Origin of the sequence: Streptomyces sp. NBC_00691 (assembly GCF_036226665.1) — a bacterium.
Lineage (GTDB): Bacteria > Actinomycetota > Actinomycetes > Streptomycetales > Streptomycetaceae > Streptomyces.
The window spans coordinates 4,126,210-4,145,901 of record NZ_CP109007.1 but is presented as its reverse complement, the minus strand read 5'-3'; the positions used below and the strand labels follow the sequence as shown (position 1 = coordinate 4,145,901).

Here is a 19,692-nt window from a genome sequence, read left to right as displayed (position 1 = left end):
GTAGATGAAGCAGTTGTGTAAACACAGCTGCTGAAAGCTGTGACCGAAACGGCCAGGAATGATCCCCCGTGGCCCCCTTGACGCAATCGTGCTGTAAGCACTAGCAGATCACAAGGAGTGATTTTTCAGATACTGATAGAGAACGCGAGCGAACTGAAAAGCCTCCCGATCTCTGTACGTAGTCGCTCGACTGCTGGGAGCAACCGTTCTTCCTGGTGGAGGGGGAGGGAAATGGCCATTGCGGCCGCCGTGGAGCCCGCCGTGATGGGGATTGCGGCACAGACCGTGCCGAGCGCATATTCCTGACGTTCCACCAGGGGCTCCATTCGCCCCAAACCGCCCAAACGCTCCAAAAGCACTTGACGGTTACGCAGCGTGTACGGAGTGATGGCTTCCACCGGGTGGCGCTCAAGGTGGTCTTGACGAGATTTCAGATCGAGTTGGCTCAACAGGCACTGCCCGATCGCATGGGCGTGCCCGGTCTCGCGAAAGTCGGCCCATTCCTCGACCGCGGGAGCGGAGGGAGTGTCGGCGACGGCGACGAGCTCGATCTCCCCCTCGCGGTAGACAGCGAAGTAGATCGGCACACCGATCGCGTCCCGCCACTGGGCAAGGGAGTCTTCGATCTTGATGCGACGATTCTGCACATCTCCGCCGCCGGCCAGTCGGGCCGCGGCGTCGCCCAGGACGAACACACCCTTCTCGCGGAGCAGATAGCCCTCGTGCGTCAGGGTGCGGAGCAGGTGGTACGTGGTGGGCAGCGGAAGACCCGTCTCACGGGCGAGCTGCTTGGCCGGGGCGCCTTCCGCATGGGAGGACACGGCCTCCAGGAGTCTCAGCGCGCGCTGCACCGAGCCGATCAGGGTAGGCGCAGCCGGATGCGTAGCCGTGGCCAAAGGTCACCCCCAGGCGTGACGACGGATGCAGTGCACCCGCCCGCGGGGGCCGCCCCCGCGCGCCCGCCGGGCCTGGGAAACCGCTGGTCAGTAGGGAGGTCTACGCCTGTAGTCCCCAACGCGGCGGAGGGATTCCACTCTAGTGGCAGCCCCTGGGCCCGCGCCCTGATTCGACCAGCGCGTTCCCCCGGCCGGGCTAATCCCCTCCGTCGGCTTCATACCGCTCGGTAGCGTGTGCTACCACTCCTCGCGCGACCGGTCGGAGGAGCTGAACTTCCGTACGACGTAGATCAGTCCGGCGACGATGGCCACGAAGAGCAGCACCTTGAAGAGCAGGCCGATCACGAAGGCCAGGACGCTGGTGATCAGTCCGCCGAAGACGAGCAGTGCGATCACGGGTATGGCGACCCACTTCACCCACCACGGCATCCCCGCGAGAACCTCCTGTACGGCCATCGCCCTCTCCTTCGCTCTCGAAGATCAGTTCCGCACGCTCCGTGCCGAACACCCTCAAGGCTAGGGTCCGGAAGAGACGCACGGGGGCCCTGCGGCCCCCGCTCTCCCCTGATCCGCCCCCTAGGGGGTGTCTTGTCGATCGGGCCGCGAGCCCGGCCTGATCGACAAGCCACCCCCTGCGGGCTCCGCCCGCCCGACCCTCAGGCCTCCGGCGGGGAGAAGACCACCATCACCCGCAGGTCCTCGCTGATGTGGTGGAACCTGTGCTCCACCCCGGCCGGCACGTAGACCACGCTGCCGCGCGCCACCTGGGTCGTCTCCGTCCCCACCGTGATCGCCGCCCGGCCGCTCACCACGAAGTACACCTCGTCCTGGCGGTGCGGCTGCTGCGGATCGAGCTCCCCGGCGTCCAGCGCGTACAGGCCCACCGACATGTTCCGCTCCCGCAGGAACTGGAGGTACGCGCCCTTGTTCGCGGCACGCTCCGCCTCCAGTTCGTCCAGTCGGAATGCCTTCATCGCCTGTCAGCCCCTGCCGTCGGCCCGATCATGTCTGCCACGATCAGACACATGATGAATTTCGTAGTCAAGACGCTCGCCAACGCGGGCGCCCTGGGAGTCGCCATCTGGCTGCTCCAGGACATCACCCTCACCGGTGACAGCACCGGCAAGAAGGCCCTGACCCTCATTCTCGTCGCCCTGGTCTTCGGGCTCGTGAACTTCTTGGTCAAGCCGATCGTCCAGTTGCTGACGCTCCCGCTCTTCATTCTGACGCTCGGCCTGATCACCCTCGTGGTCAACGCCCTGATGCTGCTCCTCACGTCCTGGCTGGCCGAGCAGTTCGACCTCAGCTTCCACGTGGAGGGCTTCTGGACCGCCGTCCTCGGCGGCCTGATCATCTCCGTCGTCTCCTGGGCGCTGAACGTCGTGCTCCCCGACGGCGACTGAGGGGAGACCATGACCTACCGCGTCTGCTTCGTCTGCACCGGCAACATCTGCCGTTCGCCGATGGCCGAGCACGTCTTCCGCAGGCATGTGGAGGACGCCGGCCTCGGCGGTCTGGTGGAGGTCGACAGCGCCGGAACCGGAGGCTGGCACGAGGGCGACGGCGCCGACCCGCGCACGGTCGCCGTCCTCGACGAGAACGGCTATACCTCGGTGCATACGGCCCGCCAGTTCCGCGCCTCCTGGTTCCCCGCCCTCGACCTGGTGATCGCCCTGGACGAAGGGCATCTGAGGGAGCTCCGTGGGCTCGCCCGGACGCCCGAAGAGGCGGCGCGCATACGACTGCTGCGCTCCTACGACCCCGCCGCCGGGGACGGACTCGACGTCCCCGACCCGTACTACGGGGGCCGCGAGGGCTTCGAGGAGTGTCTTGAGATGGTGGAGGCCGCGAGCGGAGGACTGCTCGCGGCCGTACGCCGTGAACTGGAGGAACGGACACCGTGACCGACAAGCACTACGGCGACGGCACCCGCGCGGTCCGGGCAGGACTGCCCGAACCCGTGAAGTACGAGCCGACCCTGCCGGGGCCGGTCTTCGCCGCGCACTTCCATCTGCCGGGCGAGCCGACCGGCGGATACGCGTACGGCCGCGACGAGAACCCGACGTGGACCCATCTGGAGCGGGCCATCGGGGAACTGGAGGCGCCGGGGGAGCGGGGCGTCGAGACGCTGGTCTTCGCCTCGGGCATGGCCGCGATCTCCGCCGTCCTCTTCTCGCAGCTGAGGACGGGCGACGTCGTGGTGGTGCCCAGCGACGGCTATCAGGCGCTGCCCCTGCTGCACGAGCAGCTGAGGGCGTACGGCATCGAGGTCCGCACCGCGCCCACCGGCGGCGACAGCCAGCTCGACGTCCTGGAAGGGGCCCGGCTGCTGTGGATCGAGAGCCCGTCCAACCCCGGGCTGGATGTCTGCGACATCCGGCGGCTGGTCCGCGAGGCGCATGCAGCGGGGGCGCTCGTGGCCGTCGACAACACGCTCGCCACCCCGCTCGGCCAGCGCCCGCTCGAACTGGGCGCGGACTTCTCCGTGGCCAGCGACACCAAGGGCATGACCGGGCACGGCGACATCCTGCTCGGCCATGTCAGCTGCCGTGATCCCGAGCGGGCGGCGGAGGTACGGCGCTGGCGCAAGGTCGTCGGCGCCATCCCCGGCCCCATGGAGGCCTGGCTCGCCCACCGTTCGCTGGCCACGCTGCAGCTGCGGATCGACCGCCAGTGCTCCACCGCGCTCGCGCTCGCGCAGACGCTCGCGGGGCGCGCGGACGTGACCGGGCTGCGCTACCCGGGGCTGCCCGACGACCCCTCGCACGCGGTGGCCGCCCGTCAGATGCGGCGCTTCGGGCCGGTCGTCTCCTTCGAGCTGGCGGACCGGAAGCGGGCCGATCGGTTCCTGGAGGCACTGCGGATCGTGGACGACGCGACCAGCTTCGGCGGCGTGCGCTCCACGGCGGAGCGGCGCGGGCGCTGGGGCGGGGACGCGGTCGCGGAGGGCTTCGTCCGGTTCTCGGTCGGCGCCGAGGACCCCGAGGACCTGATCGCCGACGTGCTGCGGGCTCTCGACGAAGCCGGCTCGTAGGCCCGTCGAGCCCGCCGGTTCGGCCGGCTCGTGGACCCGTCCGGCGTGCGGCCGACGCCGGTCCCGGGCGGCGGCCTCGCGGGTCGCGTGCACCGGCCTCGCGGGTTCCGTGCACCGGCCTCACAGGTCCTGTGCACGGCCCGCGCCGGTCCCGGGCGCACGGAACGAGGCGCTCCGAGCCTCCCCCCTCGTGGCTCGGAACGCCTCGGTTCCACGCGCGGAGACCGCCTGAACAAGGCTAGTTGACTGTGCGTCAGTGTCCAATCACGGTAGCGACAGAGACCTATCGACTTATTTATAGTTGGACGTTCCTGAGGCGCAGTCAGCCGACCGCGTGAGTCGAACGGCCGCACGGCCGGGAGGGGGCGGACATGGATCTGGCCCTGCTGCGCACGTTCGTCGCGGTGCACCGGGCCGGCTCCTTCACCCGCGCCGCCGCGCTCCTCGGACTCTCCCAGCCGGCCGTCACCAGCCAGATCCGGACGCTCGAACGGCAGCTCGGACGCCCTCTCTTCCTCAGACAGGCCCGGGGTGTCACGCCGACCACCATCGGCGACGAGCTCGCCCACCGCGCCGCTCCCCATCTGGACGCCCTCGTCGAGATCGCCGAGACAGGCCTCGACGAGGAGAGCGGCGTCCGCACCCTCCATGTCGCCGGGCCCCCGGAGTTCACCGCGCTCCGCGTCCTGCCGGCCCTCACCCCTCTGGTCGGCCAGGGCCTCGCCGTACGGGCGTCGTTCCTCGGCAACACCGAGGAGATCCTCGACGGGCTCGCCGCCGGCCATCACGATCTGGCCGTCGCCACCGCCCGGCCCCGGGGCGGCCTGCTCGTCTCCACACCGCTCTGCGACGAGGAGTACGTGCTGGTGGCGGCCCCGCGATGGGCGGCCCGCCTCTCCCCCGACGTCCTTCTCCGCAAGGGCGCGGTGGTCCTGGAGCAGCTGCCGGTGGTCGAGGTGCACGAGTCGCTGCCCTTCGTGGCCCGCTACTGGGCGAGCGTCTTCGAGACCAAGCCCGCGGTCGCCGCGACCGTGATCGCCCCTGATCTGCGCGCCGTGCGCGAGTCGGCGGCCTCCGGCGCCGGGCTCGCCGTCCTGCCCCGCTACCTCTGTGAGGAGGCCCTGGAGCAGGGTCGGCTCGTGGCGCTGCTCGACCCTCCGGTCCCTCCGCTGCGGACCTACTTCCTGGTCGTACGCACGGGGACGCTGGCGCTGTCGCCCATCGCCCGCGCGCACGAGGAGCTGCTGCGGGCCGCGGGGGACTGGTGAGTCCCGGCGGGGGAGGCACGGCCTTTCGCGAGGACTGGTGAGTTTCCGCCGGTGACGGCGAGTTTCAGGACACCCCGGACGGGCCATTTTCTTCCCATGAACGAACGGCCCATGAACGAACGGCCCGTGATCAAGCGCACCGCACGCGCCATCCTGCTCGACGGGGACGCCCTCATCCTCATCAAGCGCACCAAGCCGGGGATGGATCCCTACTGGGTCACGCCCGGTGGCGGCGTGGAAGCCACGGACGCCACCGTCGTCGAGGCCCTGCACCGCGAGGTCCACGAGGAACTCGGCGCCAAGATCGTCGACGTGGTGCCCTGCTTCGTCGACACCGTCGAGCACATCGTCGACGGCGGGGTCTCCGGGGTGAAGGTCCAGCACTTCTTCGTGTGCCGCCTCGACTCCATGGACACCTCGCTGCGGCACGGCCCCGAGATGGACGAGCCCGTCGGCGAGTACGAGATCGTCCGGGTGCCGTTCAGCCGGGTCGGCATCGCCGCCGTGCACCTCGTCCCGCTGTCGCTGCGCCACTACCTCGACGGCAACATCGAGGGCGTCCGCGCGATGCACGCCCCCGACCTGGGCTGATCCTCGGCCGCCGGGGCCAGCTCGGCGAGGAAGTCGTGGCGGATCCGCTCCGCGGGGACCCCCGCTCCCCGCAGGGCGTCCACCCCGCGGCGGACCATGCCCAGCGGCCCCGAGAGATAGGCGTCGCGTTCGCTCCAGGAGCCGTAACGGCAGACGGCTTCCGGGAGCCGTCCCTGTTCCTCGGTGACCGGATGGACGGACAGCCAGGGGAAGGTCTTCTGGAGCCGCAGCATCGTGTCGATGTCATAGAGGTCGTGGCCGTTGCGGGCCCCGTAGAAGACATCGACCTGACGCCGGTCACCGTGCTCGGCGACGTCCTCCACCAGGGCCTTGATGGGAGCGATCCCGGTGCCACCGCCCACACAGAGCAGGCCCGTGTCCGTGTCGTGGTCGACGGTCATGGAGCCGGCCGGCGGACCGAGGCGCAGGACGTCCCCGGGGCGCGCCCGGTGGACCAGCGCGTTGGACACCCAGCCCGCCGGAACCGCCTTCACGTGCAGGGAGAGCAGCCCGTCGGGGCGGGGCGCCGAGGCGAACGAGTAGTGACGCCATATCCGCGGCCACCACGGAGTCTCCAGCGTCGTGTACTGCCCCGCGAGAAACGGGTACGGCTGGTCGGGGCGGAGCGTGACGACGGCGATGTCCGGGGTCCGCAGATCATGGGAGACCACCTCGGCCTGCCACCAGGCGGGCGCCGAGCGTTCGTCCTCCGCCGCCGCGTCGATCATGATCTGAGAGATCGTCGTGTACGTACGGACCCAGGCCGCCTGGGTCTCCTCGTCCCAGGTCGTCGTCGCGTACCGGGTGAGAGCGCCGATGAGGGCCTCGCCGACAGCCGGGTAGTGGGTCGCGTGGGTGCCGTACTTCCGGTGGCCCCTGCCGAGGTTCTGCAGATAGGCGGTGAGGACCGGGGCGTCGTCCAGGTGCTCCGCCGCGGTGAGCAGCGCCTTCAGGAGCCGGTCCCGCTGGGTGTCCATGGCCGCGGGGAACATCTCGCGCAACCCGGGGTGCCCTATGAAGAGCAGGGCGTAGAAGTACGAGGTCACCCGTTCGGCGACCGGTGCGATCTCGGCGAGGGTGCGGCGGACGAGTACCGCGTCGGTGGAGGCTCCCGCGGATATTCGGGGCTCGTTCCCCTCGGCGGCCGGACGACGGCGCTCGCTCCCGTCCCCCGCCGGGCGCTCCGGCCCGTCCCCGTCCTCCGCTGCCCTCGTGGTGGTCGGAGCATCCATCATGTGCCTCGCCCTCGCGCTGGCCGGCTTCCGTGGAGGCAGCATGACCCCTCCGAACAGCGCTTCGGAGAGAAAGCGGCGTTCTGGGGCCAAAGGGCAGGGTTTCTGACTAAGCTGCGCTGTTTCGGACCAAGGCGTAGGCCTCGCGCAGATCGCCTCCGGTGTAGCTGTGGCGGGCGAGACCGTCGAGATGGTGGTCCGCGTTCACCGCCACGGTGTCCGGCACCAGCGCGAAGAGTTCCGCGTCGGACATCGAGTCGCCGTAAGCGACACAGTGCGCGGGGTCCACCCCGAACTCCGCGCAGAGTTCGGTTGCGATCCGTACCTTCGCCCGCGCGTCGAGGATCCCGGGCCGGTGGATCGGCTCGGTGAAGGGGACGGCCGGCCAGTGCGACCCGTGCGCCGCGTCGGCACCCCAGTCGAGAAGCCGCTCGACGAAGAAGTCGGGAGAGAGCGAGATGACCGCGCAGCGGTCGCCCCGTTCCCGGATGTCGGCCCAGACCTCGCGAATGCCCAACAGCCAGGGTGCCCCGTCGAAGGCCGCCGCGACGTGGTCCACGGTGAGTGCGGACCACAGCTCGTGGGCCCGGACGGCGAACTCGTCCGGGGTGAGCCCTTGCAGAAAGCCCGCTTCCAGGGCGGCGATCTCCTCGTCGACGCCCAGTTGCCTGGAGATCTCCACCGCCGCGGCGGACCCCCGGATCAGGGTGCCGTCGAGGTCGAAGAAGTGCAGTCGCTGCTGTCGCGGTTTCACGTGAAACATCGTCTCCGTCCCACGCCGTGGAATCAACGCCCTTCCCCGGTCCGTCCCACGCCGTGGAATCACCGCCCTTCCACGGCTGCCGCCTCGCCACCCCTTCACCCCGTCCGGCTCCGCGCCGCGCACCTCTCGGCCAGATCCGCTAAAGCGGTGGACGGAAGATCACCACGTCGGCCAGCCTGACACCATGCCGATCTCCCCCTCCTCGCTCGCACAGCTCCCCATCCGGCGCCTCACCGTGGAAGACCTCCTCGCCTGCGCCGACCTCTCCGAGAACCGGGGCTGGCCGCGTGAGGAACACAAGTGGGGCCTCCTCCTCGCCGCGGGCACCGGCTACGGCATCGACGACCCTTCCGGGACCGGGCTGATCACCTGCTGCGTGGTCACCTCGTACGGCCCGGGGCTCGCCGCGATCGGCATGGTGCTCGTCGCGGAGCAGTACGCACGCCAAGGCGTGGGACGCCGGCTCATGGAGCACGTCCTGGCGGAAGCCGGGGACACTCCGCTCACCCTGCACGCCACGCCCAACGGACAGCCCCTCTACGACCAGCTGGGCTTCACGGAGACCGGGCGCGCGGAGATGGTGCGCGGGCTGTTCACCTTCACCACGCCCGCTCCGGCCGTTCCGGTCCGCCCGGCGACGGCGGAGGACCTGCAGGCGATCCTGCGTCTGGACCGCGAGGTCTTCGGCCTCGACCGCACCCATGTCATCACCCGGCTGCCCGCCTTCGCCGACCATCTCCGGGTCGCGGAGGAGGACGGCCGGATCACCGGCTTCGCAGCGGCCTGGCCCAACATGGACACCCATGTCGTCGGACCGCTGATCGCCCGCGACCCCGCCACGGCCCAGGCCCTGATCGCCTCGCTCGCGGCGGCCACCGACCGCCCGCTGCGGACGGACATCGACGTGCGGCATGCGGCCCTGCTGAGCTGGGTGAAGGAGAACGGCCTCGACCCGATCGCCTCCAACGCGGTGATGGTCCGCTCCCTCCCCGGCCTCCCCGGCGACTGGCGCCGTCGCTTCGCTCCCCTGACCGTCGCGGCCGGGTAGCGCGGCCCGTCCACCCGCCCCCAATTACTTGCACACGCGCATTATTGCGTCGCATCGTTTACCCTGGGGTCGAGAACCACTCCGGTGCCGAGGAGAGACCGAGGAGAGACCATGACCGCGACGGACCCCGCACTCACCGCGCTCTCCCAGCGCTGGTGCGCCCTCTCCCTGCTGCACGGCAGGATCGAGTCGCACATCGAGCGCGCCCTGGAGTCCCGGCACGGTCTGAGCGTGCGGGAGTACTCGCTCCTCGACGTCCTCAGCCGCCAGCACAGCGGACCGGGCGGGCACCTCCAGATGAAGCAGGTCGCCGACGCGGTCGTCCTCAGCCAGAGCGCCACCACCCGGCTGGTCACCCGGCTCGAGGACCGGGGTCTGCTCACCCGGTATCTCTGCGCCACCGACCGACGCGGTATCTACACCGATGTCACCGAGGCCGGCCAGAAGCTCCTGGCAGAGGCCCGTCCCACCAACGACAGCGCTCTGCGCGAGGCGCTCGACGAGGCCGCCAAGAACCCGGAGCTGGCCCCGCTGGTCCAGGTCGTGGAAGGCGTGGGCGTCCCCGCCTGAGGCACCGGCCGTCTCACCCGCACGGCACGCTCCATCGGCCATGCGGTCACATTCCCCGGCGTACTCTGCGGGGCATGAGCGATCTTGAGATACGTCCCGCCACCGCGGAGGACATCGAAGCCATCGTCGCGATGCTGGCCGACGACCCGCTGGGCGCGCAGCGCGAAACCCCCGACGACCTCGGCCCGTACCTGGTGGCCTTCGAGCGCCTGGCGAACGACCCCCATCAGCACCTCGTCGTGGCCGTCCGTGAGGACAAGGTCGTCGGCACCCTCCAGCTGACGATCATTCCCGGCCTCTCCCGTCGGGGCGCCACCCGCTCGATCATCGAGGGCGTCCGCATCCACACCGAGGAGCGTGGCAGCGGCCTGGGCACCCTGCTCATCGAGTGGGCCGTCGAGGAGTCCGGACGCCAGGGCTGCCGGCTCGTCCAGCTGACCTCCGACGTCACCCGCACCGATGCCCACCGCTTCTACGAGCGGCTCGGCTTCGAGGCCTCTCACCTGGGCTTCAAGAAGACCCTCTGAGGCGAGGAAACGCTCCGTCGGCATGCCGTGACCGCGTCCCGGCACGCCGACGGAGCCCTGTTTCACGTGAAACAGGGAACAGCCGTCAACAGCGCGGAACGGCTCAGAGACCGCGCCAGCCCGCCTCGTCCACGCCACCCGGCACCACGTCCGCCGGGGCGTACGGCTCCCGTGTGAAGACGAAGGACCCGAGGTCGAGATGGCTCACGCTGCCGTCGGCGCGCCGCACCGCCCGGAGCGTCTCCCCCTCGTAGTAGCCGTTCAGCCCGACCCAGCCGCCCCCGGGCAGCGCCTCGAAGCGGGCCCGTCGCCCAGCACCCCGCAGGGGTTCGAGCACCACACTCCGCCCGGGACCGATCCGGAGACCATAGGCGTACGTACCCCAGTACCAAGGACCCGTCAGCGCCAGCAGCTCCTCGTCGACCTCGGCCTCCGGAAGCGGGCGCCAGGGCTCCGGGAACCTCGGTTCCGCCTCTGCCACGATCCGGACGAGATCGGCGGCCACAGCCCCCGTCAGCGGCCCCGAGGTGGCATTGGCGAGGGCGATCGCCGCCAGCCCGTCCTCCACGCTCACCCAGAGAGCGGCGACGAAACCGGGGAGCGATCCGGTGTGGCCGATCAGGGTCCGGCCGTCCTTGCGGACCAGTTGGAGACCCAGCCCGTAGCCTCCGTCCCAGTCCCCCTCCCCGGCCGCGGCGGCCGGGGCCCGCATCTCCGCCACGGAGGCCGCACCGAGCACCCGCTCGTCCCCTGCCGCGAGGAAGGCGGCGAAGCGGGCGAGATCCGCGGCCGTCGACCACAGCTGTCCGGCCGGCGCCATCAGCCCGAGGTCCTCGGACGGCTCCGACAGCATCACATCGGCCCAGGGGTGCACCGCCCAGCCACCCGCGTGCGGGGCCACCGGATCGAGCGTCGTCCGGCTCATCCCGAGCGGCTCCAGGATCTCGCCCCGCAGCGCCTCCTCCCAGGAGACCCCCCGCACGGCCTCGACCAGCGAACCGAGCAGGGTGTAACCGGGGTTGGAGTAGTGATGCCGACGCCCCGGCGCCTGACGGAAGGGCTCCTCCCCCAGCACGTCGGAGAGCTCCGGCCGCAGCGCGGCGGACGAGCGCTCCCACCACTGACCAGGCGTCTCGGCCGCGAGACCGCCGCTGTGCCCGAGGAGCTGAGCGATGGTCACATCCCCGACGCCCGTGCCCTTGAGGTGCCGTTCCAGCGGATCGTCGAGACCGAGGAGCCCCTCGTCCCGCAGTCGCATCACCAGCACGGCGGTGAACACCTTGGTGATGGACCCGATCCTGAACTGGGTGTCGGCATCCGGCGCGTGTCCGTCCACGCAACTGCGTGAGCCGCTCCACACCAGCGCTCCGTCACGCACCACGGCGCCCACGAAAGAGGGAGCCCGGCCCTCGGACTGCGCGACCGCGACGCGATGCAGCAGAGCCCGCTCGGTGCCGGGCAGCAGAGCTTCGAAAGTTGTCGTCATGGGCCCATCCAACGCGATCACCCGAACGACGACCTCCGGATTAGCGCTGCGCCACGACGGCCTCCGCGATGCCGGTCAGGACCGCGAGCTGCTCCGGAGACAGCAATGCGGCGAAGTGCCGCTGAACGGAAGCCCGGTAGACCGGTGTCGCCTCGTCGTGTGCCGCGCGTCCGGAGGACGCGAGGAGGACGACGTCAGCGCGCCCGTCCCGCTCGCAGGGCTCACGGGCGACCAGTCCCCCGCCGCTCCGTCCGTCCCAGGTGCCGTGACAACCGGCTGTGGGCCCAGCGCAGATGGGCGGCGAGACCACTGACACGGATGCTTGACTGGCATCTTCGCTACAGGTGACGAAGGCGAGGGAAAGGCGGCACCCCATGCGAGGCACTGGACACATCGTCCGGACCAACAGCGTCGAACTGTGCGCGGAGACCTTCGGCGACCCCGCCGACCCGCCCCTCCTCCTCATCCACGGCGCCGGACACTCGATGCTCGCCTGGGACGAGCAGTTCGTCCGCCGCCTCGCCGCCGGCGGCAGGTACGTGATCCGCTACGACAGCCGGGACGCGGGCCGCTCCACCGGGTACCCCGCTGGCGAACCGCCGTACGACCTGCGCGACCTGGTCGCCGATGCCGCCGGGCTGCTCGACGCGCTCCGCCTGCCGTCCGCGGAGATCGTCGGCATGTCCCAGGGCTCCGCCGTCGCCCAGCTGCTCGCCCTCGACCACCCGGACCGGGTCACCTCGCTCGCCCTCGCGTCCTCCACGCCCGGAGGACCGGGCCACGACCAGCCCGATCTGCCGCCGATGACCGAAGCCCTGCGGGCGGTCTTCACCACACACGCGCCGGTGCCCGACTGGAACGACCGGGCCGCCGTCGTCGAATGGCTCGTCGAGGGCGAGCGTCCCTTCGCCGCCCCCTCACGCCCCTTCGATACCGAGGCCATGCGTGCCTGGGCGACGCGGGTCGTCGACCACGCGGACGACATTGCCGCGCAGGTCACCAACCCCTTCCTGATCGACGCCGGAGCACCCTGGCGGGCCCGCCTCGGCACGATCACGGCCCCGACACTCGTCCTGCACGGCGCCGAGGACCCGCTGTTCCCCCTGGAACACGGACGCGCCCTCGCCACCGAGATCCCCGGCGCCCGATTCCTCACCATGGACCGGACCGGCCACGAGGTGTTCCCCCGCGAGACCTGGAACGAAGTCGTTCCCGCACTCCTCGGCCCGCTCCAGATCCGCCCGTTGAACCGAGGATGAGATCCCGTATCGGCCGGGATCAGGTCTGAGCCATGTCCACGAAGCGGGAGTAGTGGCCCTGGAAGGCCACGGTGATCGTGGCCGTGGGGCCGTTACGGTGCTTGCCGACGATGATGTCGGCCTCGCCCGCTCGCGGTGACTCCTTCTCGTACGCGTCCTCGCGGTGCAGCAGGATGACCATGTCCGCGTCCTGCTCGATCGAGCCGGACTCGCGCAGGTCGGAGACCATCGGCTTCTTGTCGGTTCGCTGCTCGGGTCCACGGTTCAGCTGGGAGAGCGCGATCACCGGCAGCTCCAGCTCCTTGGCGAGGAGCTTCAGGTTTCGCGACATGTCGGAGACCTCTTGCTGGCGGCTCTCCTGCCGCTTCGAACCACCGGACTGCATCAGCTGCAGATAATCGATGATGACGAGCTTGAGGCCGTTGCGCTGCTTGAGCCGACGGCACTTGGCCCGGATCTCCATCATCGACAGGTTCGGGGAGTCGTCGATGTAGAGCGGGGCCTGGGAGACGTCCGGCATCCGGCGGGCGAGCCGGGTCCAGTCCTCGTCGGTCATCGTGCCGGAGCGCATGTGGTGCAGGGCGACCCGCGCCTCCGCCGAGAGCAGACGCATCGCGATCTCGTTGCGGCCCATTTCGAGGGAGAAGATGACGCTGGGCAGGTTGTGCTTGATGGACGCCGCCCGCGCGAAGTCGAGGGCGAGGGTCGACTTACCCATGGCGGGACGCGCCGCGATGATGATCATCTGACCGGGGTGCAGACCGTTGGTGAGCGAGTCCAGGTCGGTGAAGCCGGTGGGCACACCGGTCATCTCACCGCTGCGGGAGCCGATCGCCTCGATCTCGTCGAGCGCCCCCTCCATGATGTCGCCGAGCGGGAGATAGTCCTCGGTGGTGCGCTGCTCGGTGACCGCGTAGATCTCGGCCTGGGCCGAGTTCACGATCTCGTCGACGTCTCCGTCGGCCGCGTAGCCCATCTGCGTGATCTTGGTGCCGGCCTCGACGAGGCGGCGCAGGACGGCCCGCTCGTGGACGATCTCCGCGTAGTACGAGGCGTTGGCCGCCGTCGGTACCGACTGGACCAGGGTGTGCAGATAGGAGGCACCGCCGACCCGGGTGATCTCGCCGCGCTTGGTGAGTTCGGCGCCGACCGTGATCGGGTCGGCAGGCTCGCCCTTGGCGTACAGGTCGAGGATCGCGGCGTAGACGGTCTCGTGAGCGGGCTTGTAGAAGTCGTTGCCCTTGATGATCTCCACGACGTCCGCGATGGCGTCCTTGGAGAGCAGCATGCCGCCGAGGACGGACTGCTCGGCGTCGAGGTCCTGCGGGGGAACCCGCTCGAAGCCGGAGAGGCCACCGTCCCAGGGCCCGCCGCCTTCGCCGCCCCGCTCGTGCTGGTCGTCCCGCCCGCGGCCGCGACCGCGCCCCTCGCCTCGGGTGCGGGTGGGCAGTCGGTCGCTCGGTCCGCTGTCGGCCCAAGGGTCGTCCATGGGCTCGGGAATGCTCACCAAGCACCTCCTCCCGTCCGCTCCGCGGACATCGCCGTGCCACTCTTTCTTACGCCACGGGCTTGATCAACGAGTGGCTTTGCGACCGCTTCTGGCGCGTCGGGCGCCGGACCACGGTAGGCCCGCGAGAGGCGTCAGCCAATCTGGTTATCCACAGGCCCTGTGGGTGAAGGGCCTCAGTCTGTGGAGAACTCGCCGGAACCTGTGCACGGACCGGGGGACAGCCATGTGGACAAACTCATAAGCCCCCCACCCTCGCGGGTCTGACCTGCAGTTTTCCCATCCACGGGCTGTGGGGGAGAAAAACTTTTCACCCTGGACCAAGATCAGAACAAACGACCCACACCCGAAGCGCCTTGCTCCCAACAAGTAAGGATCACAGATACATTGCATCTCTTACCTGTGGAAGATTAGATTGACCCCCATGACCCAGGCTCCCGCGACGCCCAAGGCCGTCCGCCGACAGCACGACCGCGAGATCGTCTCCCTCGCCCTGCCGGCCTTCGGCGCTCTGGTCGCCGAGCCGCTCTTCCTCATGGTCGACAGCGCCATCGTCGGCCATCTCGGCACCCCCCAGCTCGCCGGTCTGGCAATCGCCGCCGCCCTGCTGTCCACGGCCGTCAGCATCTTCGTCTTCCTCGCCTACGCCACCACGGCCGCCGTCTCCCGCCGCGTCGGCGCCGGGGACCTCCAGGCCGCCATCCGACAGGGCATGGACGGCATCTGGCTCGCCCTTCTCCTCGGCGCAGCCGTCGTCGCACTGACCCTGCCCTCGGCGCCCTGGCTCATCGAACTCTTCGGAGCCTCCGACACCGCCGCACCGTACGCCGTCACGTACCTCAGGATCTCCAGCCTCGGCATCCCCGCCATGCTGGTGGTCCTGGCCGCCACCGGCGTCCTCCGCGGTCTCCAGGACACGCGTACGCCCCTCTACGTGGCCATCGGAGGCTTCGCGGCCAACGGCGCTCTCAACGTCGGCCTCGTCTACGGCGCCGGTCTGGGGATCGCGGGCTCGGCCTGGGGCACGGTGATCGCCCAGTTCGGCATGGCCGTCGCCTACCTCGTCGTGGTCGTACGGGGTGCCAGACGGCACGGAGCCTCCCTCCGCCCCGACGCGGGGGGCATACGCGCCTCCGCCCAGGCCGGCGTCCCGCTCCTCGTCCGTACGCTCTCGCTCCGCGCGGTCCTGATGATCGCCACGGCCGTAGCGGCCCGGATGGGCGACGCGGAGGTCGCGGCCCACCAGATCATCCTGTCCCTGTGGAGCCTGATGGCCTTCGCCCTGGACGCGATCGCGATCGCGGGCCAGGCCATCATCGGCCGGTATCTCGGCGCGAACGACGCCGAGGGCGCCCGTCAGGTCTGCCGCCGCATGGTCCAGTGGGGCGTGCTCTCCGGTGTGGTGCTCGGCGCGCTGCTCATCGTCGCCCGCCCCCTGTTCATCCCGCTCTTCACCGGGGACACGGCCGTCCAGGACACCCTGCTCCCGGCTCTGCTCGTGGTCGCGATCTCGCAGCCGATCGCCGGGGTCGTCTTCGTGCTCGACGGCGTCCTGATGGGTGCGGGGGACGGCCCCTATCTGGCCTGGGCCATGCTGCTGACGCTCGCGGTCTTCGCCCCGGTGGCCCTGCTGGTCCCGGCGCTCGGCGGCGGTCTGACGGCGCTCTGGTGGGCGATGACGCTGATGATGTCCGTCCGGATGGCCACGCTCTGGTTCCGTTCCCGCTCGGGTCGCTGGATCGTCACCGGCGCCACACGGTGAATGTTTCACGTGAAACGCCCTGTTTCACGTGAAACGAAGCCGAGAGGCCCGCACTGCCACGCACTGCCACCCTGGCAGCCGAGTCCGCAGGACAAGACCCCTGGCACAGCGGAAGGGCCGCACCCCGAGAGGTGCGGCCCTTCCTCACTGCTCAGCGCAGAGCGCCGGCGGCAGCGTTACGCGGCGACGATCTCGACGCCGAGCTTCGCGGCAACGTCGGCGTGCAGACGCACGGACACCTGGTGCGAGCCCAGGGTCTTGATCGGCGAGCCGAGCTCGACGCGACGCTTGTCGACGTCGGGGCCACCCGCGGCCTTGATCGCCGAGGCGATGTCGGCCGGGGTCACGGAGCCGAAGAGACGGCCGGCGTCGCCGGAGCGAACGGCCAGGCGCACCTTCGTGCCCTCGAGCTTGGCCTTGATCTCGTTGGCCTGCTCGATGGTCGCGATCTCGTGGATCTTGCGGGCGCGGCGGATCTGCGCCACGTCCTGCTCGCCACCCTTGGTCCAGCGGATGGCGAAGCCACGCGGGACCAGGTAGTTGCGGGCGTAGCCGTCCTTGACGTCGACGACGTCGCCGGCGGTGCCGAGGCCGGAGACCTCGTGGGTCAGGATGATCTTCATTATTCGGTCACCCTTTCCTTATCGCGCGGTGGACGTGTAGGGCAGCAGCGCCATCTCACGGCTGTTCTTGACGGCCGTGGCGACGTCACGCTGGTGCTGCGTGCAGTTGCCGGTCACGCGGCGGGCACGGATCTTGCCGCGGTCGGAAATGAACTTCCGCAGCATGTTCGTGTCCTTGTAGTCCACGTACTGGGTCTTGTCCTTGCAGAACGCGCAGACCTTCTTCTTAGGCTTGCGCACAGGCGGCTTCGCCATGGTGTTTCTCCTGTGTGATCAAGAATGGGGGTACGAGCTGCTTCCAGGCCGTGGCCTAGAAGGGGGGCTCGTCCGAGTAGCCGCCGCCGCCGGAGTTTCCACCCCAGCCGCCTCCGCCGCCCTGCTGCTGGCCGCTGGAGGAGGAGGAACCGCCGGTCGCCCACGGGTCGTCGGCGGGAGCACCGCCACCACCCTGCTGGCCACCGCCGGAGTTCCCACCCCAGCTGCCACCGCCGCCGGCCTGCTGGCCGCCGCCGCCCCCGCCGTAACCACCCTGGCCGCCTCGACCGGTGGTCTTGGTGACCTTGGCCGTGGCGTTCTTGAGGCTGGGGCCGACTTCCTCGACATCCAGCTCGTAGACCGTGCGCTTGACGCCCTCACGGTCCTCGTAGGACCGCTGCTTCAGCCGGCCCTGCACGACGACGCGCATGCCTCGCTGAAGCGACTCGGCGACGTTCTCCGCCGCCTGACGCCAGACCGAGCAGGTGAGGAAGAGGCTTTCGCCGTCCTTCCACTCATTGGTCTGACGGTCGAAGGTGCGGGGGGTGGACGCGATACGGAACTTCGCGACCGCCGCACCGGACGGGGTGAAGCGCAGCTCGGGGTCGTCGACAAGATTGCCGACGACCGTGATGACGGTCTCGCCTGCCATGGGGGAACCTCTCGGCGGGATTGCTTCTGGCTGCTTTGCTGCTACTCGGATCCGAAGACCACTGAGCTAGTCGCTCAGTGGGTCTCGGGACGGAGGACCTTGGTCCGGAGGACCGACTCGTTCAGGTTGAGCTGTCGGTCGAGCTCCTTGACGACCGCAGGCTCGGCCTGCAGGTCGATGACCGAGTAGATGCCCTCGGGCTTCTTCTTGATCTCGTAGGCGAGACGACGACGGCCCCAGGTGTCGACCTTCTCGACCTTTCCGTTGCCCTCACGGACGACGGAAAGGAAGTTCTCGATCAGCGGGGAGACAGCGCGCTCCTCGAGATCGGGGTCGAGGATGACCATCACTTCGTAGTGACGCATGTGGAACCCACCTCCTTTGGACTCAGCGGCCACGGTCGTTCCGTGGCAGGAGGGTCGTGATGCGTAAGCAACGGTATCCGCCACCACTGACAGTCCCCCTCGGCGAACGAGGGGTACTGCCGGGATCCAGACGGACCAGGGCAGACACCGGTGCAGACCGTACAGAGTACCTGCTCATCCCCCTGCGGTTGAAATTCACTGGTGAGGGGACGCAATCTGTACACAACGGATGTCGGCGGCGCTACGATGCGCCGCCTTCCGGCAGCTACGCCAGGAGGTGCCCCATGGCACAGGCAATGCGACCCGAACCCGGCCACTCCCTCTTCGCCACCGACGGCAAACCACACCCCATCCAGGACACCCTGGTCGGAGTGACGCTGGTCCTCGGCGTCCTCGCCTTCGTCACCGCGCAGTTCCACAACCTGCACCTGCTGAGCTCCTGGGCGGGCCTGATCGGCATCCTGACCGGCGCCTACGGACAGTTCATCTCCGTGACGACACGCGAGCGCTTCCTGCTGATCCTCGGACTCGGTGCCTCGGCGTTCGGGTTCTACCTCGGAATGGCGTACGGCGGGCTCTTCGGCGGCGTCATCAGCTGAGTCCAGGGGCACGTCAGGACGCACACACCCATTCGGGGCGCTCCTCGGTCACAGTAGGCTTCGGCGCGAGAGCCGGAGCCCCTGACCGATGGGGACACACCTGCCGAGGAGCGCCCCGCATGAGCCTGACCCTGAGGACCATCAGCCGTGAGCAGCATCTGGCGTACATCCAGAGCCAGCCCGCGGCGAGCCACTGCCAGGTCCCGGCGTGGGCTGATGTGAAGACCGAGTGGCGCTCGGAGAACCTCGGCTGGTTCGACAAGAACGGCGAGCTCGTCGGTGCCGGCCTGGTGCTCTACCGCCAGCTCCCGAAGATCAAGCGCTACCTGGCCTATCTGCCCGAGGGCCCGGTCATCAACTGGCACGCGCCCAACCTGGACGACTGGCTGACGCCGATGCTGGCGCACCTCAAGCAGCAGGGCGCCTTCTCGGTGAAGATGGGCCCGCCGGTCGTCATCCGGCGCTGGGACTCGGCCGCCATCAAGTCCGGCATCCAGGACCCCGACGTCAAGCGCCTCAAGGACGTCGAGGCCACCCACATCGAGCCGCGCGCCTTCGAAGTCGCCGACCGGCTGCGGAAGATGGGCTGGCAGCAGGCCGAGGACGGCGGCGCCGGCTTCGGCGACGTGCAGCCCCGCTACGTCTTCCAGGTCCCGCTCGCGAACCGCTCGCTCGACGATGTCCTCAAGGGCTTCAACCAGCTGTGGCGCCGCAACATCAAGAAGGCCGAGAAGGCCGGTGTCGAGGTCGTCCAGGGCGGCTACGAGGACCTGGCCGAGTGGCAGCGGCTGTACGAGATCACGGCCGTCCGTGACCACTTCCGGCCGCGACCGCTCTCGTACTTCCAGCGCATGTGGACCGTCCTCAACAGCGAGGACCCCAACCGCATGCGGCTCTACTTCGCCCGCCACAACGGCGTGAACCTCTCCGCGGCGACGATGCTCGTCGTCGGCGGTCACGTCTGGTACTCCTACGGCGCCTCCGACAACATCGGCCGTGAGGTCCGGCCCTCGAACGCGATGCAGTGGCGCATGCTGCGCGACGCCTACGCGATGGGTGCGACCGTCTACGACCTGCGCGGCATCTCGGACTCGCTCGACGAGACCGACCACCTGTTCGGCCTCATCCAGTTCAAGGTGGGCACGGGCGGCGAGGCCGTCGAGTACGTCGGCGAGTGGGACTTCCCGCTGAACAAGCTGCTGCACAAGGCGCTCGACATCTACATGTCGCGCCGCTGACCCGTGCCGTGCCGCTG

The 19,692-nt window shown here is 69.5% G+C and carries 23 protein-coding genes; 12 read left to right on the top strand and 11 right to left on the bottom strand.

The annotated features are described in order from the left end of the window. Positions 1 to 125: 125 nt before the first annotated feature. From OG392_RS18675 to OG392_RS18665, 3 genes are all read right to left on the bottom strand, one after another. Complete coding sequence (locus OG392_RS18675) at positions 126 to 896, bottom strand: IclR family transcriptional regulator (RefSeq protein WP_329280828.1); 771 nt, start codon at positions 894 to 896, stop codon at positions 126 to 128. Positions 897 to 1,133: 237 nt separating this feature from the next. After that, positions 1,134 to 1,352 carry a DUF5326 family protein gene (locus OG392_RS18670; protein ID WP_329280826.1) on the bottom strand — a complete coding sequence of 73 codons (219 nt, stop codon included), beginning with the start codon at positions 1,350 to 1,352 and terminating at the stop codon, positions 1,134 to 1,136. Between the two features lie 200 nt (positions 1,353 to 1,552). After that, a complete protein-coding gene (locus OG392_RS18665) occupies positions 1,553 to 1,870 on the bottom strand; it encodes a cupin domain-containing protein (RefSeq protein ID WP_209495886.1) in 318 nt (105 codons plus the stop codon). Positions 1,871 to 1,921: 51 nt separating this feature from the next. On the opposite strand from OG392_RS18665, the gene OG392_RS18660 reads away from it, so the two are divergent. The 5 genes from OG392_RS18660 to OG392_RS18640 all read left to right on the top strand — a co-directional run bounded on the left by OG392_RS18660 (position 1,922) and on the right by OG392_RS18640 (position 5,789). Then, on the top strand, positions 1,922 to 2,299 hold the full coding sequence (locus tag OG392_RS18660) for a phage holin family protein (RefSeq protein ID WP_329280822.1): 378 nt from the start codon (positions 1,922 to 1,924) through the stop codon (positions 2,297 to 2,299). A 9-nt stretch (positions 2,300 to 2,308) separates the two neighbouring features. Then, the gene (locus OG392_RS18655; RefSeq protein WP_329280820.1) at positions 2,309 to 2,800 is read left to right on the top strand and encodes a low molecular weight protein-tyrosine-phosphatase; all 492 of its coding nucleotides are present in this window, start codon (positions 2,309 to 2,311) and stop codon (positions 2,798 to 2,800) included. After that, positions 2,797 to 3,930 (top strand): cystathionine gamma-lyase, encoded by a 1,134-nt coding sequence (locus tag OG392_RS18650; RefSeq protein ID WP_329280818.1) that lies wholly within the window; start codon positions 2,797 to 2,799, stop codon positions 3,928 to 3,930. Before OG392_RS18655 ends, OG392_RS18650 begins: the two co-directional genes overlap by 4 nt. Positions 3,931 to 4,301: 371 nt before the next feature. Then, positions 4,302 to 5,198, top strand: a complete 897-nt coding sequence (locus tag OG392_RS18645) for a LysR family transcriptional regulator (protein ID WP_329280816.1) — start codon at positions 4,302 to 4,304, stop codon at positions 5,196 to 5,198. A gap of 111 nt (positions 5,199 to 5,309) precedes the next feature. Beyond that, complete coding sequence (locus OG392_RS18640; protein WP_329287352.1) at positions 5,310 to 5,789, top strand: NUDIX hydrolase; 480 nt, start codon at positions 5,310 to 5,312, stop codon at positions 5,787 to 5,789. On the opposite strand, the gene OG392_RS18635 is transcribed toward OG392_RS18640, so the two are convergent. Both OG392_RS18635 and OG392_RS18630 read right to left on the bottom strand, forming a co-directional pair. After that, entirely contained in the window at positions 5,732 to 7,024 is a 1,293-nt protein-coding gene (locus OG392_RS18635; protein WP_443054809.1) for a globin domain-containing protein, read from the bottom strand. The two genes, OG392_RS18640 and OG392_RS18635, sit on opposite strands and share 58 nt — an antisense overlap. A gap of 106 nt (positions 7,025 to 7,130) precedes the next feature. Next, positions 7,131 to 7,784 carry an HAD family hydrolase gene (locus tag OG392_RS18630; RefSeq protein WP_329280814.1) on the bottom strand — a complete coding sequence of 218 codons (654 nt, stop codon included), beginning with the start codon at positions 7,782 to 7,784 and terminating at the stop codon, positions 7,131 to 7,133. Positions 7,785 to 7,968: 184 nt separating this feature from the next. Here OG392_RS18630 and OG392_RS18625 point away from each other — a divergent pair, with 184 nt between their 5' ends. The 3 genes from OG392_RS18625 to OG392_RS18615 all read left to right on the top strand — a co-directional run bounded on the left by OG392_RS18625 (position 7,969) and on the right by OG392_RS18615 (position 9,929). Further along, positions 7,969 to 8,832 (top strand): GNAT family N-acetyltransferase, encoded by an 864-nt coding sequence (locus OG392_RS18625; RefSeq protein WP_329280812.1) that lies wholly within the window; start codon positions 7,969 to 7,971, stop codon positions 8,830 to 8,832. 111 nt (positions 8,833 to 8,943) lie between these two features. Further along, the gene (locus tag OG392_RS18620) at positions 8,944 to 9,402 is read left to right on the top strand and encodes a MarR family winged helix-turn-helix transcriptional regulator (RefSeq protein ID WP_055599091.1); all 459 of its coding nucleotides are present in this window, start codon (positions 8,944 to 8,946) and stop codon (positions 9,400 to 9,402) included. A 74-nt stretch (positions 9,403 to 9,476) separates the two neighbouring features. Beyond that, on the top strand, positions 9,477 to 9,929 hold the full coding sequence (locus tag OG392_RS18615; RefSeq protein WP_329280808.1) for a GNAT family N-acetyltransferase: 453 nt from the start codon (positions 9,477 to 9,479) through the stop codon (positions 9,927 to 9,929). 103 nt (positions 9,930 to 10,032) lie between these two features. Here the strand turns inward: OG392_RS18615 and OG392_RS18610 are convergent, their stop codons facing one another. Beyond that, on the bottom strand, positions 10,033 to 11,415 hold the full coding sequence (locus OG392_RS18610; RefSeq protein WP_329280806.1) for a serine hydrolase domain-containing protein: 1,383 nt from the start codon (positions 11,413 to 11,415) through the stop codon (positions 10,033 to 10,035). A gap of 374 nt (positions 11,416 to 11,789) precedes the next feature. Between OG392_RS18610 and OG392_RS18605 the strand changes: the two genes are divergently transcribed. Further along, complete coding sequence (locus OG392_RS18605; protein WP_329280804.1) at positions 11,790 to 12,674, top strand: alpha/beta fold hydrolase; 885 nt, start codon at positions 11,790 to 11,792, stop codon at positions 12,672 to 12,674. Positions 12,675 to 12,693: 19 nt separating this feature from the next. On the opposite strand, the gene dnaB is transcribed toward OG392_RS18605, so the two are convergent. Then, positions 12,694 to 14,181, bottom strand: a complete 1,488-nt coding sequence (dnaB, locus tag OG392_RS18600; RefSeq protein ID WP_329280802.1) for a replicative DNA helicase — start codon at positions 14,179 to 14,181, stop codon at positions 12,694 to 12,696. Between the two features lie 424 nt (positions 14,182 to 14,605). Here dnaB and OG392_RS18595 point away from each other — a divergent pair, with 424 nt between their 5' ends. Then, on the top strand, positions 14,606 to 15,943 hold the full coding sequence (locus OG392_RS18595; protein WP_329280799.1) for an MATE family efflux transporter: 1,338 nt from the start codon (positions 14,606 to 14,608) through the stop codon (positions 15,941 to 15,943). A 176-nt stretch (positions 15,944 to 16,119) separates the two neighbouring features. On the opposite strand, the gene rplI is transcribed toward OG392_RS18595, so the two are convergent. The 4 genes from rplI to rpsF all read right to left on the bottom strand — a co-directional run bounded on the left by rplI (position 16,120) and on the right by rpsF (position 17,838). Then, positions 16,120 to 16,566 carry a 50S ribosomal protein L9 gene (gene rplI, locus OG392_RS18590; RefSeq protein WP_030317964.1) on the bottom strand — a complete coding sequence of 149 codons (447 nt, stop codon included), beginning with the start codon at positions 16,564 to 16,566 and terminating at the stop codon, positions 16,120 to 16,122. An 18-nt stretch (positions 16,567 to 16,584) separates the two neighbouring features. After that, complete coding sequence (gene rpsR / locus OG392_RS18585; protein WP_003967857.1) at positions 16,585 to 16,821, bottom strand: 30S ribosomal protein S18; 237 nt, start codon at positions 16,819 to 16,821, stop codon at positions 16,585 to 16,587. Positions 16,822 to 16,876: 55 nt separating this feature from the next. Continuing rightward, positions 16,877 to 17,473 carry a single-stranded DNA-binding protein gene (locus OG392_RS18580; protein ID WP_329280797.1) on the bottom strand — a complete coding sequence of 199 codons (597 nt, stop codon included), beginning with the start codon at positions 17,471 to 17,473 and terminating at the stop codon, positions 16,877 to 16,879. Positions 17,474 to 17,547: 74 nt separating this feature from the next. Beyond that, positions 17,548 to 17,838: a 30S ribosomal protein S6 gene (gene rpsF, locus OG392_RS18575; RefSeq protein WP_015034882.1), complete on the bottom strand. Its 291-nt coding sequence runs from the start codon at positions 17,836 to 17,838 to the stop codon at positions 17,548 to 17,550. Positions 17,839 to 18,122: 284 nt separating this feature from the next. Here rpsF and OG392_RS18570 point away from each other — a divergent pair, with 284 nt between their 5' ends. Further along, positions 18,123 to 18,437, top strand: a complete 315-nt coding sequence (locus OG392_RS18570) for a hypothetical protein (RefSeq protein WP_329280795.1) — start codon at positions 18,123 to 18,125, stop codon at positions 18,435 to 18,437. A gap of 119 nt (positions 18,438 to 18,556) precedes the next feature. Continuing rightward, entirely contained in the window at positions 18,557 to 19,675 is a 1,119-nt protein-coding gene (locus OG392_RS18565; protein WP_329280793.1) for a lipid II:glycine glycyltransferase FemX, read from the top strand. The last annotated feature ends 17 nt before the right edge of the window (positions 19,676 to 19,692 follow it).

Bases quoted from the DNA above. Each gene is read 5' to 3' on its own strand.
- OG392_RS18670 (WP_329280826.1), bottom strand. From the start codon at position 1,352: ATGGCCGTACAGGAGGTTCTCGCGGGGATGCCGTGGTGGGTGAAGTGG.
- OG392_RS18615 (WP_329280808.1), top strand. From the start codon at position 9,477: ATGAGCGATCTTGAGATACGTCCCGCCACCGCGGAGGACATCGAAGCC.
- OG392_RS18625 (WP_329280812.1), top strand. From the start codon at position 7,969: ATGCCGATCTCCCCCTCCTCGCTCGCACAGCTCCCCATCCGGCGCCTC.
- OG392_RS18645 (WP_329280816.1), top strand. From the start codon at position 4,302: ATGGATCTGGCCCTGCTGCGCACGTTCGTCGCGGTGCACCGGGCCGGC.
- OG392_RS18635 (WP_443054809.1), bottom strand. From the start codon at position 7,024: ATGATGGATGCTCCGACCACCACGAGGGCAGCGGAGGACGGGGACGGG.
- OG392_RS18565 (WP_329280793.1), top strand. From the start codon at position 18,557: ATGAGCCTGACCCTGAGGACCATCAGCCGTGAGCAGCATCTGGCGTAC.
- OG392_RS18605 (WP_329280804.1), top strand. From the start codon at position 11,790: ATGCGAGGCACTGGACACATCGTCCGGACCAACAGCGTCGAACTGTGC.
- OG392_RS18620 (WP_055599091.1), top strand. From the start codon at position 8,944: ATGACCGCGACGGACCCCGCACTCACCGCGCTCTCCCAGCGCTGGTGC.
- rplI (WP_030317964.1), bottom strand. From the start codon at position 16,566: ATGAAGATCATCCTGACCCACGAGGTCTCCGGCCTCGGCACCGCCGGC.
- OG392_RS18655 (WP_329280820.1), top strand. From the start codon at position 2,309: ATGACCTACCGCGTCTGCTTCGTCTGCACCGGCAACATCTGCCGTTCG.
- rpsF (WP_015034882.1), bottom strand. From the start codon at position 17,838: ATGCGTCACTACGAAGTGATGGTCATCCTCGACCCCGATCTCGAGGAG.
- OG392_RS18595 (WP_329280799.1), top strand. From the start codon at position 14,606: ATGACCCAGGCTCCCGCGACGCCCAAGGCCGTCCGCCGACAGCACGAC.
- OG392_RS18570 (WP_329280795.1), top strand. From the start codon at position 18,123: ATGGCACAGGCAATGCGACCCGAACCCGGCCACTCCCTCTTCGCCACC.
- OG392_RS18665 (WP_209495886.1), bottom strand. From the start codon at position 1,870: ATGAAGGCATTCCGACTGGACGAACTGGAGGCGGAGCGTGCCGCGAAC.
- OG392_RS18660 (WP_329280822.1), top strand. From the start codon at position 1,922: ATGATGAATTTCGTAGTCAAGACGCTCGCCAACGCGGGCGCCCTGGGA.
- OG392_RS18630 (WP_329280814.1), bottom strand. From the start codon at position 7,784: ATGTTTCACGTGAAACCGCGACAGCAGCGACTGCACTTCTTCGACCTC.
- rpsR (WP_003967857.1), bottom strand. From the start codon at position 16,821: ATGGCGAAGCCGCCTGTGCGCAAGCCTAAGAAGAAGGTCTGCGCGTTC.
- OG392_RS18580 (WP_329280797.1), bottom strand. From the start codon at position 17,473: ATGGCAGGCGAGACCGTCATCACGGTCGTCGGCAATCTTGTCGACGAC.
- OG392_RS18610 (WP_329280806.1), bottom strand. From the start codon at position 11,415: ATGACGACAACTTTCGAAGCTCTGCTGCCCGGCACCGAGCGGGCTCTG.
- OG392_RS18640 (WP_329287352.1), top strand. From the start codon at position 5,310: ATGAACGAACGGCCCGTGATCAAGCGCACCGCACGCGCCATCCTGCTC.